This is a genomic window from Paenibacillus ihbetae (assembly GCF_002741055.1).
GTDB lineage: Bacteria > Bacillota > Bacilli > Paenibacillales > Paenibacillaceae > Paenibacillus_AQ > Paenibacillus_AQ ihbetae.
This window is the reverse complement of record NZ_CP016809.1, coordinates 43,894-59,062: the sequence shown is the minus strand read 5'-3', so window position 1 is coordinate 59,062 and position 15,169 is coordinate 43,894. Positions and strand designations below refer to the sequence as shown.

Genomic DNA, 15,169 nt, shown 5'->3' with positions numbered 1-15,169 from the left:
GGAGCATGCCATACGAACCGATAAGGCTGGAGCGGTTAAAGCACGTGCTAAACAAGCTCCGGGAAGCTATCTATGAGCCGGTTGCAGAATTGGAAATCACAGCTTGGGCGACAGCGGAGCCTGTACGTTATGAGGAGCGAATGACGGGGAGGCCGATGAAGCTGGCGCGCGGAGAACGTTGGGGTGAGCTGTGGGATTGTGCCTGGTTCCGATTTACGGGCCGGATTCCGTCCCGGACATTCGAAGCGAAGGAGAAGCTCGTGCTTCTGATTGACGTAAACGGGGAGCTCTGCCTGGTAGACCGGGAAGGATCGCCTTATCAAGGATTGACCACCGTCAACTCGGAATTTGATTTCACGCTCGGCCTTCCGGGCAAACGGGTTGTCGAACTCGGAGAGACGTTCGTTCAAGGCGATCAGATCGAAGTGTGGGCCGATGCCGGCAATAACGACCTGTTCGGAAAATATCGGGGCGGTACGGTCAAGGAAGCGCTCCTTGCCATCTGCCATGAAGAGGTACGGAGCTTGTATTACGACACCGAAGTGCTGCTGGAAACCGCGGAGCATCTACCGAGCGGCAGCGCACGCAGGGAACGGATTCTCCAAGCGCTGTATGATGCATCATTGCAGCTTTCCTTGATGACGCCGGAGCGCATTCAGCATGCGCGTCGTCTTCTCGAAGAACAGCTGATGCTGCGCGGGGGGGATTCGGTGCTGACGATCAGCGCCGTCGGGCATGCGCATATCGACCTGGCTTGGCTGTGGCCGATCCGTGAAACGATCCGCAAGGGAGCCAGAACCTTCTCCACGGCGCTCCGCATGCTTGAGCGGTATCCCGATTACGTGTTCGGCGCCAGCCAGCCGCAGCTGTACGAATGGATGAAGCAGCATTATCCGAAGCTGTACGAACAGATTAAGTTGAAAGTCAGCGAAGGCCGATGGGAGCCACAAGGAGCCATGTGGGTCGAATCCGACACCAATGTGCCGGGAGGCGAATCGCTCGTTCGGCAGCTTCTGTACGGCAAACGATATTTTATGCAGGAATTCGGGCTGGAGATGAAATCGCTGTGGATGCCTGATGTGTTCGGTTATACAGCAAGCCTGCCGCAGCTGCTTCGCAAAGCCGGCGTCGAGTACATGATGACCCAGAAGCTGTCCTGGAGCGAATATAACCGCCATCCGCACCATTCCTTCTTATGGGAGGGCATCGACGGATCGAGGGTGTTGATGCATATGCCGCCGGAGGATACGTACAATAGCCCGGCCGCTCCCCGGTCCATCGCCAAGATAGAACGGGAATATCTCGACAAGAACGTATCCGGCCATGCCCTGATGCTGTTCGGCATTGGCGACGGCGGGGGCGGTCCGGGAGAAGAGCATCTCGAACGGCTGGATCGGGAGAAGAATCTGCTGGGCCTTTCACCGGTCATTCAGGAGCCTTCCTGGCGATTCTTCGAACGGCTGCATGAAGAGAGAGGAAGGCTTCAGACTTGGCGGGGGGAGCTGTATCTGGAGAAGCATCAAGGGACGTTAACGAGCCAGGCGCGCAGCAAGCGGTATAACCGGAAGATGGAAAAGGCGCTGCGGGAGCTGGAATTCGCTTCGGTTCTTGCATGCACCGAGACGGGCAAGGCGTACCCTGCTGAAACGCTGGAGGCGATCTGGAAGGAAGTGCTCCTGTACCAGTTCCATGACATCCTCCCCGGCTCATCCATCAAGCGCGTATATGATGAGTCTCTGCAGCGGTATGAGGTGCTGCTCAGGCAGACGGAAGCCATGATCCGGGAAGCGTATGCCGGGCTGGCCGATCGGATCGCCGCAAGAGGTGAAGCATGCCGGGCTGTTGTCTTTAATTCACTCCCATGGAAGCGGGAACAATGGGTCGAGATCCATGGACATTGGCAAAAGGTACAGGTTCCGGCCATGGGCTATACTACCGTCACAATTCAGCCTGATGCTGGCGAAAAGGCAGAGGCGAGCCCTGGGGACTCCCGCGCTGCCGCTATGCAATTCGCGGCCGGATATGAAGAAGCCGTCCGGACATCCGCCGATGAACGAACGCTGGAGAACGATAAGCTGATCGTCACGTTTCTCCCGGACGGCACCATCCGTTCGGTTATGGATAAAGAGGCGGGGCGCGAGGTTATCCCCCCGGGGAAGGCCGGCAATCGGCTGCAAGTGTATGAAGATGAAGGCGACGCCTGGGATTTCCGCCATGATTATGCCGCTACTGCCGGACAGCCGATATCGCTAAAGGATGTGCAGGCTTATGACAACGGGCCGATAACCGGATGGATCTTTCGCTATCGTTTCGGCGAATCCGAGCTGACGCAGACCGTTAAGCTGGAGGAAGGGAGCCGCCGGATTGATTTTGAAACAATTGTCGATTGGAGGGAGCGGGGGAAAATGCTGCGGACTTCCTTCCCGGTGAACGTGAGATCGGAGCATGTCACGTGTGATATCCAATTCGGCAGCATCAGCCGTCCCACCCATCGCAATACGATGTGGGACTTCGCCAAAGACGAGATCTGCGCGCACCAGTGGATCGATATGTCTGAGCCGGCTTACGGCGTTGCATTGCTGAACGACTGCAAGTACGGCCACCGGGCCAACGGGAATGTGCTGGATCTGAATCTGCTGCGCAGCAGCTCCTATCCCGATCCGGATGCGGACCTGGCCGAGCATCGGTTCACCTATTCGTTGTATCCGCATCTGGGCAACCATGTTCAGGCCGAGGTGTACAAAAGAGGGTATGAGCTGAACATCCCGCTCCATATCGTGGAAGCTTCCCCCGATCCGCAGGCTGCGTCCTATGGGCTGAGGGATACAACATCGTTCCTGAGAGTGAGCCACCCGCATGTGATGGTGGAGTCCGTCAAGAAAGCCGAGGACGGGGACGATATCATCGTCCGCCTCTTCGAAATCTCAGGCTCCGGCATCCAGACGAGGCTGCATCTCGGGTTTGCGGCTGCGGAGGCTTGGACAGCCGATCTGCTGGAACGCAGGCTCGCCCGGCTGGATTTGGAGAACGGCGGACAAATTCCTCTTACCTTAGCGCCGTTCGAGATCATTACGCTCCGACTAAAGGCAGAAAAGGCATCATGACGCCAAGATTCCCGAGCAGCCTTATGACATCCATGATTCCTGGCAGCGCATGAAGCACACATGAAGCACTTAAAGAGCATGAAATGCATGAAGCCTAAAAGAGCATGAAATGCAGCACTTATGGCATGAAAGCATGCAAGCGCATGAAGCATGGTTTTTAAGAAAAGCTGAATTGCACGGATCGTATGAATTGCACGGATCGCATGAAACGCGTGAACGTCCATAAAGCACGAATCGTATGTACCGAATAAAGCCCATGAAGCATATGAAACCCATTAATTACATGCCCCTCTGTAGCCCCTGGAGCCGATCACATCGCTGAGCTGGGGGCTTCAAGGGCCCAAGACGGGAAAGGAGGTGTATACAAGATGAAAAATCGACTGGAAAACAGCCGATTAGGGAAACGCATATGGCAGCACAAGCTGTTTTACTTGTTTATGCTGCCGGGCATCATCTGGTTTTTTCTATTTTCCTATGTCCCGCTGTACGGAATTCAAGTGGCTTTCCGGGATTACACCTTTATCGGGGGCTTCACCGGAAGCCCTTGGGCCGGATTCAAATATTTCGAGCAATTTTTTAATTATTATCAATCCGGCGACATCATTCGCAATACGGTCATTATCAGCCTGATGAAGCTGCTCATCGGATTTCCGATGCCGATCATCCTGGCCCTTCTACTTAATGAGGTGCGGAAGATCAGGTTCAAGAAGACGATCCAGACCTTATCGTACCTGCCTTACTTTGTATCATGGATCGTCGTGGTGACTCTAATGCAGCGTCTTTTAACGCCATACGGCGGACCGGTAAATGATGTGGTGTCAATGCTGGGTGCCGATCCGATCCAATTCCTGAACAACCCGACATGGTTCTATCAAATGATTGTCGGCTCCGATATTTGGAAGAACATCGGCTGGAATTCCATTATCTTCATGGCTGCGATTGCGGGCATCGACCAGCAGCTGTATGAAGCCGCAAAAATGGACGGTGCCGGACGCTTTCGCCAAATGTGGCATATTACCTTGCCTGGGATCCGAAACGTCGCGATCATTCTGTTTATCCTGGCGGTCGGAAACCTGATGAGCGCCGGATACGAGCAGCTCCTTCTATTGAATGGCCCTGCAACCGCGAGCATAGGCAGCGTACTGGATGTACATGCCATCAACTCCGGGATCCGGGAAGGACGGCTCAGCTATGCCGCTGCCGTCGGCTTGTTCCAGAGCATTATCGGACTGATCCTGATCCTGACGGTGAACCGGATTGCCCGAAAAGTCAGCGATGTATCTCTGTTCTAAGGAGGTGACGATATGAAACGCAAGTGGTCTTTTTTCTCAATATTCAATTACACGGTTCTGGCTCTGGTTGGCTTTGCCATGATTTATCCGTTCATTTACATTCTGGCTTATTCATTGAATGACGGCAAAGACTCGATGATGGGCTCGATTTATTTCCTGCCGCGCAAATTCACGCTCGAGAATTACGCCCAGGTGTTTGACAACGCCCGAATCTGGCAGGCGTACCGGATCACCATTATGCGCACGCTGATCGGCACGTTCTTGCATGTGGTATTGTGCACGCTTATGGCGTATGCGCTGTCGAAAAAAACGCTGCCGGGACGGTCATTCTTCACGTTTTACATTTTTCTTCCGACGATTTTCAGCGCGGGATTCATTCCGTTCTTCATCACATTGCAAAAGCTGCATCTAATCAATACGTTCTGGGTGTATGTCCTGCCGATGCTGTATAACTTCATGCATATCGTCATTATCCGGACGTTTCTGCAAGGCATACCGGAAGAGCTGGAGGAGTCGGCGAAGATTGACGGTTACGGGGATTTTCAGATCTTCCTGCGGATCATCCTGCCGCTGTCCGGCCCTGTGCTCGCTACGATTTCGCTCTTTATCGGGGTCGCTCATTGGAACGACTGGTTCTCCGGGGCCTACTATGTCTCCAATAAAGAACTGATTCCGGTACAGACGCTGCTCCAGGAAATGCTGACCGAAGCCGAGGCGCTCTCAAACTCCATGCAGCGGGCATCTCAGCAAGGCGGGCAGACGGTGGGCATGGCAAGCGGAGCGGGAGCAACGCCCGAATCGCTGCGGATGGCACTTCTCGTCATTACGGTATTCCCGATTCTGTGCATCTATCCGTTCCTGCAGCGGTATTTCGTAAAGGGGGTCATGATCGGTTCCGTCAAAGGTTAAGATTTGTTTCCTGCTCGTGATTAGAAGCATGCATCGTAGAGTGGCTCACGAAGTTGATATCCATATTCCAGGAGGCGATTGGATTGAAAAGGATTTGGTCGAAAGGCGTATCCATTTTGCTTATGTCCGCCATGGTTGGAGGATTACTGATCGGCTGCACGAACACACCAGGAAAAGACGACAGCGGCGAAGGCAAGGAAGGAGAGACATCATATAAGCTGAAGATACTGCACAACTGGAACGGCTCGACCGGCTCGGATAACGGGATGACGCCGGTTGAGCAGGTGATTAAAGAGAAAACCGGCGTCACGCTGGAGTGGGAATATACAAAAGGCAGCGAGACGGAAAAGGTGAACCAGATCTTCGCGACCCAGAACCTGCCTGACATTTATACCGGACCTGCATGGGGCGGCGAGCTGGACGGCATCATCAAAGCTGCCAAGGAAGGCCAGCTGGTGGATATATCGGACAAGCTTAGCAGCTATCCGAATCTGATGAAGTCCATTGCGCCGGAGAACGTGCCGCCGGCTTTATATGAGAAGGCGATCGATGCCTATGACGGCAAAAAATATCTGCTGCTGCAAAACCAGCCGGCCACGAACGAGGATGGCATGGACTGGCTGTACGGCTTCTATGTTCGCAAGGACATCGCCGAGAAGCTTGGAGTCGATCCGCAATCCGTGAAGACGAAGGAGGATTTCTATAACTTCCTCAAGAAGATCAAGGACGCCAATCTTCAGGTGAACGGACAGCCCGTCTTTCCGCTCGGCGGGTTCAGCAACGGCTGGGCGGTCGGCATCGGCAACACGATGTTCTATTCGGGTGCCTCCTATGTCGATAAGGGCGACGGAACGGTAGAGCATAACTTTTTTACGAAAGGCTATGAGGAATACACGCTCTTCTACCGGAAGCTGATCGAGGAAGGGCTGCTGGATCCGGAGACGTTTACGCAGACGGACCCGATCGCCAAGGAGAAAATCAACCAAGGCCGCATCGCGATTCTGGCGGCGCATTATCCGGCCATTCTTGATGCGTCCAAGGAGTACGCATCCGCCCATCCGGGCAGCGAGTTCGTCCCGCTCGGTCCGTTGGAGCGCGCCGACGTTGAGCCGGACCGGCCGGTGGACCTGGCGATCCAGGGCAACAACGTGACAGCCATAACGAAGAACTGCAAGGGCGAATGCGTGGATGCGGCGTTGAAGTTCCTGGATTTCATGGCTTCCGATGAAGGATTCATGCTAGCGAGATACGGCGTAGAGGGCGTTCATTGGGAGATGAAGGAGGGCAAGCCGGTTGCGATTCAGGAATGGTTCGACAAATTCAGCACGGACACGAACATGAAGCTCCGCAAGAGCGAGGGCATCAGCATCGGTTTGGAATCGCTTACTGGACTGGACCGCATCAATTCGGCTGCCGGCGGCGACATCTGGGCCGATCAGGAGCGGGTAGCCGCGATGGAAAACGCGCGTAAAATCCTCCGTCCGAAAGGCATTCATGTGATTACGGCCTACAATCCGGGCGATGTGATCACGAAAGCGCCGGAGTGGGAAATGCTCAAGCCGTCGATGGACCGAATGGGCGATGCTTGGAAGGAAGCCGTGTTTGCCAAATCCGATGAAGCGGCGCTGAGCATCATTAACGAGCTTCGAGAGCAACTCCGAAAGACCGGGTATGACCAGGCGATGAAGTTTACGAACGACAATCTGAAGGGAAAAGAAGTCGTCACGGTTCAAATGCCGAACTAACCCATGGTTTGGTACAAGCACTCATTTCTACAGCTTGAGCGATGGACTCGAATACAAAAGGTCTGCGGGAGAAAGAACAGGCTTCGCTGTCCTTGTCATCAAGGATTGCGAAGTCTTTCGCATAAAAGACCGTTTCATTCAAAGGAAATTCGGATGTCATGCAGAACTGTTAGGATAATATTTACGCAGCAATTCGCATCTCCTGCTCGATGGGTTCATGTTGTATCCGTCAAAATATCGGAATAAAGGGAGCTGAAGTGAACATGAAGACAAGTTTAAGACCTCCGTCCGTGCCGCTGGTCACGATTGACCCGTATTTTAGCGCGTGGTCGGCAGCCGACCATCTGTATGACGACCATATCCGGCATTGGACGAATAAACGCTACGGTATGGTCGGCCTGATCCTGATTGACGGCAAACCGAGGAAGTTCATGGGACGGGTTGGATTGCAGGATGAGCCGTCCGGTCCGGCGGAGCCGGAGGTGCTGGAACAAACCGGGCTGGTCGTTGAACCGCTAACGACCCGGTACGCGTTCGAAGGTGAAGGCATCCGTCTGGACGTTAGCTTCACATCGCCGCTGCTGCCGGATGATCTGGATGTTTTGTCCCGTCCCGTCACCTATGTCACGTATCAAGCGATATCCATCGACGGGCAATCCCATCAAGTGAAAATCTATTTCGATGTTACCAGCGAGTGGTGTGTCCATACCCCGGATCAGGTCGTCACCTGGGATCGTCACGAGGAATCGGAACGTTTGTTCGCTTTGTCGATCGGAACTGTATCCCAGACGGTACTGCAGCGCGCCGGGGATGATACGCGAATCGACTGGGGATATATGTACCTCGCCCATTCTAAATCAGAGTGCATACGAACCGTCATTCATTCCGCAGCCGGAAGGGAAGCGTATCTTCGAACCGGCGAACTGCCGGCTGCCGATGATGCAGCTAAGCCGAGGCCTGCCGGGGAAAATATGCCGGTTCTCGCAGCCGAAGTCGATATGGGGCGCATCGGCGCCGAGCCTGTGTCACAGTTCCTGATGCTCGCCTATGACGATGTGCATTCCATTGAATATTTTCATCAGCCGCTGGACGCTTATTGGAAGCGAAACGAGGCGTCCTTTCAGGAGATGCTGCTCTCGGCTGCGGACGAATATGAGGATATCCTGCAGCGCTGCGAAGCGTTTAATGCAGAGCTGCTTAAAGAGAGCGCTGAAGCGGGCGGCGACGCGTTCAGCGATATCGCGGCATTGGCATACCGGCAAGCGATCGCCGCTCATAAACTGGTCACGGACGGATCGGGGCGGATCTTATTTTTCTCCAAAGAGAATTTCAGCAACGGCTGCATCGCCACCGTCGATGTCAGCTACCCGTCGATGCCTCTCTTCCTGAAGTATAAGCCGGAGCTGGTCAAGGGGATGATGCGCCCGATCTTCGATTATGCGGGAAGCGGCCAATGGGCATTTGATTTTGCCCCTCACGATGTGGGCACGTATCCGAAAGCCAATGGTCAGGTATACGGCGAGAACAAGCTGGAATACCAGATGCCGATCGAGGAATGCGGCAATATGCTGCTGATGGCAGCGGCCGTTTGCAAATACGAGGACAGCGGGGATTTTGCCAAGGAGAACTGGGAGCTGCTGTCCAAGTGGGCGCGTTATTTGCTTGCGCATGGGCTTGATCCGGACAATCAGCTCTGTACCGATGACTTTGCCGGGCATCTTGCCCACAATGCCAACCTGTCGATCAAAGCGATTGTCGGTATCGGCGCTTATGCCTCGATGTGCAGCCTGCTCGGTATGGATGAGTCTGCGGAAGAATACAGGGCAGCGGCCAAAACAATGGCCAGCGAGTGGCTGTCCATGGCGGATGCCGGGGATCACTACAAGCTTACCTTCGACAGCCCGGTCGAATCGTGGAGCCTGAAATACAACCTCGTGTGGGACCGGCTGCTTGCGCTCGGCTTGTTCCCGGAAGAGGTGGCGGTCAAGGAGATTGACTATTATCTGAAGCGGCAGAATCAATACGGCGTGCCGCTGGACAGCCGCGAATCGTATACCAAGGCGGATTGGCTCATCTGGAGCGCTTCGATGGGAACCCGTTCGCAGTTCGAACGCCTGATCGCTCCGTTCTGGGACTTTCTGAATGAAACGGAAAGCCGCGTGCCCATTACGGATTGGTATGATACGAAATCCGGCAAGCAGATGAATTTCCAGAACCGGTCAGTCGTGGGCGGCTTTTTCCTGCCTTTGCTGCTCTCGCAACGAACGGCGGCAGGCCGGGCGTTACATGAAAAGAGGTAACCGGCATGCAAACGTTCAAAACACAAGATGCCCTGCGGGATATGTCGCGACAACCGTTAGGAGAGGATTCACTGGAAGCACAGTTTCGGAATCCCGCTCCCATTTTCCGCCCCCAACCCTTCTGGTTTCTCAACCACAGGCTGGAGAAGCCGGAGCTGGAGCAACAGATTGAGGCCATGCATAAGGCGGGTGTCGGCGGAGTCGTGCTGCATGCACGGCACGGGATGCAATCGGACTTTCTTTCGGATGAGTTCATGGATGCGCTGGAGTTCAGTACGGAGGAGTGCCGCAAACGAAACATGGTGGTGTGGCTTTATGATGAGGATAACTGGCCAAGCGGAACGGTCGGCGGCAAGCTGACGCGGCAGTATCCGGAATATCGCATGCGGTACCTTCGGGTGGAAGAACGAAGACTTCCAGGAGGCGGGGCGGCAGCCTCGTTGAAGCTCGATTTTGCCTCTTACGAGCATCAAGCGCTTATCGCCATCCTGGCATACCGCGCGATTCAGCGGGATGGGGAGTGGCTGCTATGCAGCAATCCCGAGAATATTACAGGCTTCCTGAACCAGGAGTGGGTCCCCAAGACGGACGATCCCTACGTTATCCTTGCGTGCTGGTCCTGCGAGATTGCGGAAGGAATGACGTTCGCGCAAGGTTACTACCTCGATACGCTGAATCCGGAAGCGGTTCAAGCATTCATCCGGTTATCGTATGAGCCGCTGCTGCGATTGAAAGGGCAGTACGGGAAGACCATCCAAGGCGTGTTTACCGACGAGCCGGGACTCATGATTCATGACGGCTTCTTCGGCGTCGAAGCGATCCGGACGGACGTCCATAACGTGCAGGCAACGCTGCCGGGCATGGTGTTTGCCTGGTCGCATGGCATGGTTGAACGGTTCCGGGACGAGAACGGGTACGACCCGATTCCGCATTTGGGCGCATTGCTGTACGGCATGGCTGACGGAAGCCGGTCGTTTCGGCAGCAATATTATGAGACGATTACCAGGTGGTATGTCGGCGGCTATCATGCGGCGATCCGTACCTGGTGCGAGCGGCATGGCCTGTTATACATCGGCCATACCTTGGAGGAGCCCGTGTGGGGACAGGCCCGTTCCCAAGGCAATCAGACCCGCGTTCTGCAGCAGTTTCATTATACGGGCGTAGATTATTTAACGTCGGGTATAGGCACCAAGGATCATCCGCATCGGATCGTGTCCGTGAAGACGGCGGCATCCGTAGCACAGCTGGAAGGCAAGGAGCGGGTCGTATGCGAGTCCTTCGGGGCAAGCGGTCATGCCTACTCCATGCGCCAGCGGCGGCTGGATGCGAACTTTATGGCTTTTCTTGGCGTCAATCTATTCATCCCGCATGCGTTCTATTATTCCTTTGTTGGCTATCGGAAGACGGATTTTCCGCCGACGGAATTTTATCATGCCCCGCATTGGCCGCATTATCGGAGCTTCGCTGATTACATCGGACGTCTCAGCTTGCTTGGGGCTTGCACGAGAAGACGGCCTGAAATGCTCATAATGTCACCGATCCACACGGTATACGATCGTATGTTCGTGTCGGGTCTATCGGACAAGCATCCCGCATGCGACCGGTTCTTCTCTTTGCTGTCGGATCGTCTGCTTCGGCATTCGTTGGATTTTGATTATGTCGATGAGTGTCAGCTGCGCGAAGCGGAGATCGTTCAAGGTAGCGGATTTCGCTTTACGGGACAGGAGGACGGGTATCGGATACTGATTCTGCCGGGACTAGAAGTGATGTCGAGAGAAATTGCGGCACGGTTAGTATCCTTTGTTTCAGAAGGCGGAGTCTTGATTGCAGTAGGCGCAATCCCGCAGCACAGTGAATGCCAGCGGCAAGATCCTGAAGTCATGCGTCATATGGACGCTTTGTTCGGAGCTTCTCATCATGGTGTCGTTAACAATGTCGGGAAAGGGGCTGTGGCATATTTCGCCCTGGGCAGCGCGGACCTTAACGAGGCAGCTGGTTCGGGAAGTGACCGGAACCTTGAAGAAAGGTGTTTCGAGAACGTTTGTTCGCTTCTTCGGTCGATATTGAAAAGACAGCCTATTTTGTCCTTGGATTTGACGATGGGGACCCATGAGGATATCGTCATGGTGGAACGATATCGGGAGGATACGCCTTTTATATGGCTGTTGAATTGGTCGGATCAAGACGTAACGGTCCGGGTAAGCAGCAGCGACTCCCGCAGCAATGCACGATATGAGTGGGATCTGGAGAGCGGGGGCGTTGCTCGTATGACCGACAGTGCGGAGCTGCGCTTCGCCCCTGGCGAGCTGCGTGTGATTTCGCTGCAGCCAGATCGGGGCGAGGACTTGGCCGATGACCGAAACGATGTTAAAACCGATAACCGAACCGGTGAGCAACACGCTCCCGATCTGAGGATAACAGGCGAGCTGCCGCTTGGAGACTCTTGGCTGTTCCGAAGCCATGGACCCAACGTGCTCCTGCTCGACCGGTGGCAGGTCACGCTGAATGACCGCGAGTCACGGATGAATGCGACGATGCCAGGGCAAGTGAATACGTACCGGACGATCTTTACCGTATCTGCAGAGCTGATCGATTGGCTGCGGGAAGCACGTGGGCCAAATGCACAACCAAGCCAGACTATGTTGGATTCTGCACGATCGCCGACCCAGCCGTCAATCGAACTGATCCTTGACGATGTAGAGCAGCGCATCCCGTCCCATATCGGTTTTCTGCAGCGCCGCCGAAATATCGAAATTTTCGTCAATGGAGCTCGGCAGGAAAGCTTGCGCCCGTCCCGCTGGCAAGATCCGTATTACTCGGCAGTCGACATCACTCCGCATCTTACGGAGGGGGAGAATGTGCTTGAGGTGCTTACGGTTTCGTTGCTGGAGCCCATGCCTGCTGTTTCGTATCCGGCTTTTCTGATCGGCCCCTTTGCAGCCCATGGTCAACGTTTAACCGTTCAGCCGGAGCTTCTGTCAGGCGATTGGTGCAAAGCCGGTTATCCATACTACGCAGGAATCGGGGGTTACTCGCAGCAGCTGTCGATTACCGATATGGATCCGGCTACGGAAGAAGAAATTTGGCTGGAGGCCGAGGATATTCGGGAGACAGCGCGGCTCTACGTGAACGAACACGATGCCGGCGTACGGCTGTGGCCGCCCTACAGCTGGAACGTCACCTCTTATATAAAGCAAGGGGATAACGTCTTCCGCATTGAAGCCGCGAATACGCTCGAAAATCTATACGGCAAAAAGGCTCTGCCTTCTGGCGTGCTTGGACAAGTCAAGCTGGTGCGGCGGATCGCGGGGTCATCCTCGACATCCTAGTTACAAATGCGAGAAAGCGAGCATTGGAAGGATAGATAGTCCGTGATGAAAAAGGCGGAGGGCCTATCATTGGAAGATAGACAATCCGGGTTTCAAAAGACGGAGAACCTATCATTCGAGGATGCCCTTCCTGGATTCAAAGACAAGGACCTTATCGTTGAATCGATAAGGTCCTCTTTTTGAAGTTAATAGTTTACATAATATATTATATGTCAAACTATTTAATGACAAGCTCTAAAGATCTTAGACATCTCATACCGTTATATGTATCCCTATCCTTATCTCTATCCGTATCTCTATCCGTATCTCTATCTCTTTTTCTTTATATCTCTATCACTATCACTATATCTCTGTTCCGGAACATGACATCAAGATGGACAACTAACTGCCCATTCGATTAAAACGGGGATCCACAAACCGCCAACCTCCAGCAATCTGCAGATTTATCAATGGTTCGATAAGGATGTCTTCCCGTGAGCGTCGATATAAGGGGAAAAAAGAAACAAGCACAATCCGGAATCAATCCGGAATCCACCACATAACCTTGTACAGAATGGACAGGAAATCCTTGTCCGGCTGCCGGGCGGTAGATCCGGCGATTATATGAAAGGAGGAGGATTGGTTGTGTCATCCACCCCGGAGGGGAAGTGGCCTGCGGTTCATGGAGGCCTGCCCAAGCGGAAATTCCGGTTTACCCGCAATGATTGGATGGGGTATTTGTTCAGTGCCCCGTTGATCATTGGCGTACTGGTGTTCGCCATTTACCCGATGTTTGCCGCGCTGTTCATGAGCTTTCATCAGACGTCCGGGCTCAATCTGACCGGTACTTGGGTTGGGTTGAACAACTACAAGTACGCGTTAGGGGATCCTATATTCTGGCAGGCGCTTTCGAACACGTTCTTGATGGGACTGTGGTCGGTCGTGCTCGGCATCGCTTTTTCTTTCATCCTGGCGAGCTTGATCAACAACCTGAAGTGGAACCTGGGAAGGAATTTTTTCAAAGCGGTCTATTTCTTGCCGAACGTTGTATCCGGTGTGGCCACGACGCTGTTGTTTTCTTTTCTGTTCTTTCCGTCCAAGGAAGGGCTGATCAACTTTGTCATCGGATTATTCGGCATAGAGCCCATCGGATGGTTCACGAATCCGCAAGTGGCGCCGTACAGCATTGTGCTTATGAGTCTCTGGGGGGCGCTCGGCTATAACACCATTATTTTTCTAGCTGGACTGCAAAGCGTTCCGCGCGATCTGTACGAAGCGGCAGAGGTGGATGGAGCGGGTACGTATCGGAAATGGCTGTACATTACGATTCCTTATTTGCGTCCGATCTTCGTGTTCATGCTCATTATGGGGACGATCGGCGGGATGAAGCGGTTTACCGATGTGTGGTTAATCGGGGGGACCGCCGGCAATCCGGGCGGAAGCTTGATGACCGTGGTGCTGTATATCTATCGGAATGCGTTTCTGGCTTCCCAGATGGGGCTTGCCACCGCGGTATCCTACCTGTTATTCCTGATCATTCTCATTCTGACAGTCTGCCTCATGCTGTTGAACCGGCGTAAGGACAGTCTAGATTAATGCCGCCTAGCAGTGAACATATCATGAAGACAGGAGGGAGACCATGTCCGGTACAGCTGTCTCTAAGGAGCCTGTGCCCCGCAGACGGTTGTCGATCAATCAATTGATTCTGACGATCGTACTGTTCGCCGGTTCCTTCATAATGATCGTACCGTTCTTATGGATGCTCGTTACCAGCTTCGATTGGGCAGCGCGGTTGAATATTACGTTCCCGCCAAAAATCTGGCCGGAGGAGCCGTCCATTCGAACATATGAGGTTGCTTTCACGAACATCAAAATGTTTCTCTATATCGGCAATTCGGCGCTCGTCAGTGCTGGCGTCATTCTCATTAGCTCACTATCGGCACTAATGTCCGGTTATGCTTTATCCAAGCTCCGTTTCAAGGGAGCGAACATCGTACTGCTTCTTGCCCTGAGCACCATGATGATCCCGTTTGAAATGACGATGATTCCGCAGTACCTGCTGTTCAGCGAGCTCGGCCTCGTTGACAATTATCTCGCCTTTTATTTGCCGGCGATGAACTATGCGTTCGGGACGTTCCTGGCGAAGGCATTCTTCGATCAGCTGCCCAGCAGCTTAAGGGAGGCGGCCGTGCTGGACGGTGCCAAGGAATTCACGGTGTTCGGCCGGGTGTATCTGCCGCTGTGCACGCCGATTATTGCCACGATGGTGATCCTGCTGTTTCTTGGCGTATGGAATGATATGCTGTGGCCTCTGCTCATTCTGAAATCGGCAGCCAAATACACCATTCAGATCGGCCTTGCGATGTTTACCTACAATAACGGCATCAACCAGCAGCCATCCATCATCATGGCAGCGACGACGGCCAGTCTGATCCCGGTTATCGCCGTTTATCTGTTCCTGCAGCGCTATATTATCGAGAGTATCGCGCTGTCCGGCATCAAGCAGTAGCT

Annotated in this window: 8 protein-coding genes; all 8 read left to right on the top strand. The window is 53.9% G+C overall.

Annotation, left to right across the window (positions count from 1 at the left end; all coding sequences use genetic code 11):
- Positions 1 to 5: 5 nt before the first annotated feature.
- The 8 genes from BBD41_RS00240 to BBD41_RS00205 all read left to right on the top strand — a co-directional run bounded on the left by BBD41_RS00240 (position 6) and on the right by BBD41_RS00205 (position 15,167).
- Positions 6 to 3,104, top strand: coding sequence for an alpha-mannosidase (locus tag BBD41_RS00240; RefSeq protein ID WP_099476320.1), 3,099 nt, complete (start codon positions 6 to 8; stop codon positions 3,102 to 3,104).
- A 368-nt stretch (positions 3,105 to 3,472) separates the two neighbouring features.
- Positions 3,473 to 4,396, top strand: a complete 924-nt coding sequence (locus BBD41_RS00235) for an ABC transporter permease (RefSeq protein WP_077566281.1) — start codon at positions 3,473 to 3,475, stop codon at positions 4,394 to 4,396.
- A 12-nt stretch (positions 4,397 to 4,408) separates the two neighbouring features.
- Positions 4,409 to 5,305: a carbohydrate ABC transporter permease gene (locus BBD41_RS00230; protein WP_077566283.1), complete on the top strand. Its 897-nt coding sequence runs from the start codon at positions 4,409 to 4,411 to the stop codon at positions 5,303 to 5,305.
- Positions 5,306 to 5,388: 83 nt separating this feature from the next.
- A complete protein-coding gene (locus tag BBD41_RS00225; RefSeq protein WP_099476319.1) occupies positions 5,389 to 7,050 on the top strand; it encodes an extracellular solute-binding protein in 1,662 nt (553 codons plus the stop codon).
- 209 nt (positions 7,051 to 7,259) lie between these two features.
- Entirely contained in the window at positions 7,260 to 9,350 is a 2,091-nt protein-coding gene (locus BBD41_RS00220; RefSeq protein ID WP_099476318.1) for a glutaminase family protein, read from the top strand.
- Between the two features lie 5 nt (positions 9,351 to 9,355).
- A complete protein-coding gene (locus tag BBD41_RS00215) occupies positions 9,356 to 12,679 on the top strand; it encodes a glycosyl hydrolase (protein ID WP_237086978.1) in 3,324 nt (1,107 codons plus the stop codon).
- Positions 12,680 to 13,303: 624 nt separating this feature from the next.
- Positions 13,304 to 14,254 (top strand): carbohydrate ABC transporter permease, encoded by a 951-nt coding sequence (locus BBD41_RS00210; protein WP_099476317.1) that lies wholly within the window; start codon positions 13,304 to 13,306, stop codon positions 14,252 to 14,254.
- Positions 14,255 to 14,297: 43 nt separating this feature from the next.
- A complete protein-coding gene (locus BBD41_RS00205) occupies positions 14,298 to 15,167 on the top strand; it encodes a carbohydrate ABC transporter permease (protein WP_077566291.1) in 870 nt (289 codons plus the stop codon).
- Positions 15,168 to 15,169: the final 2 nt, after the last annotated feature.